This is a genomic window from Pseudomonas sp. 51_B (genome assembly GCF_017491595.1).
Lineage (GTDB): Bacteria > Pseudomonadota > Gammaproteobacteria > Pseudomonadales > Pseudomonadaceae > Aquipseudomonas > Aquipseudomonas promysalinigenes.
This window is the reverse complement of sequence record NZ_JAFGYW010000067.1, coordinates 1-853: the sequence shown is the minus strand read 5'-3', so window position 1 is coordinate 853 and position 853 is coordinate 1. Positions and strand designations below refer to the sequence as shown.

Genomic DNA, 853 nt, shown 5'->3' with positions numbered 1-853 from the left:
GCGTACATCCTCAGCCCGCCGGTCTTTGCCAGCGACGCGGCACCGGCCAATGCTTCACTGGATCGCTTCAGCCATCAGATTGAGCATGACACGCAGATGGAAAGCGAAACCCGCGTGCCGCCGGTGGACAGTCTGGTGGGGCAGCGTTCTGACAGTTGAGCCTTCGGTGAGATAACCGCTTTCGCGAGCAGGCTCGCTCCCACACGGATCGCATTTCAAAGGTGTGAGCGAACCTGCTCGCAAATAGGCCGGCAAGACCGATACAGAACTGGCAGACGAAACCCAATCCCCGTAGCATCCCGACATCGATTTGACCGAGGTGCCCATGCTCATTCCCCACGACGCGCTTGAAGTCGACACCCTCACCCGCCTGATCGAGGATTTCGTCACCCGCGACGGTACCGACAACGGCGATGACACCCCGCTGGAAACCCGCGTCCTGCGCGTACGCCAGGCATTGACCAAAGGCCAGGCCCTGATCGTGTTCGACCCGGAAAGCGAACAGTGCCAGCTGATGCTCAAGCACGACGTACCCAAGCATTTGTTCGACTGAAGCCGTCAGCCAGCCTTCGCTGCGGCCTCCTTGCGCTTGATCCGGTCATAGACCTCGGCGCGGTGTACATGGACCTTTTTCGGCGCCTCGACGCCGAAGCGCACGCTGGAACCGTTGACCGACAGAACACGCAGGGTGATGTCGTCTCCAATTGAAATCAACTCACCGACCACACGGCTGAGTACAAGCATGGGATTCATCCTTCAGGACTGGCAAACCCTGAAGATGCGCGGCTTACAGCGGCTTCACAATCCACGACGAGCAAATTAGTCTTGCCCTACAGTAGCCCACGCCCACAGC

Annotated in this window: 2 protein-coding genes and 1 pseudogene; 2 read left to right on the top strand and 1 reads right to left on the bottom strand. The window is 59.4% G+C overall.

All coding sequences use genetic code 11. The features are described 5' to 3' along the window. A pseudogene (locus J5M56_RS23630) lies at positions 1–159 on the top strand (osmoprotectant NAGGN system M42 family peptidase); the annotation flags it as partial. A 166-nt stretch (positions 160–325) separates the two neighbouring features. After that, positions 326–553, top strand: coding sequence for a YheU family protein (locus tag J5M56_RS23625; protein WP_003172962.1), 228 nt, complete (start codon positions 326–328; stop codon positions 551–553). A gap of 5 nt (positions 554–558) precedes the next feature. On the opposite strand, the gene csrA is transcribed toward J5M56_RS23625, so the two are convergent. Continuing rightward, positions 559–744, bottom strand: a complete 186-nt coding sequence (csrA, locus tag J5M56_RS23620) for a carbon storage regulator CsrA (protein ID WP_024013891.1) — start codon at positions 742–744, stop codon at positions 559–561. Positions 745–853: the final 109 nt, after the last annotated feature.

What these genes read in the sequence shown, in the direction of transcription:
- csrA (WP_024013891.1), bottom strand. Translation starts at nt 744, where the DNA reads ATGCTTGTACTCAGCCGTGTGGTCGGTGAGTTGATTTCAATTGGAGAC.
- J5M56_RS23625 (WP_003172962.1), top strand. Translation starts at nt 326, where the DNA reads ATGCTCATTCCCCACGACGCGCTTGAAGTCGACACCCTCACCCGCCTG.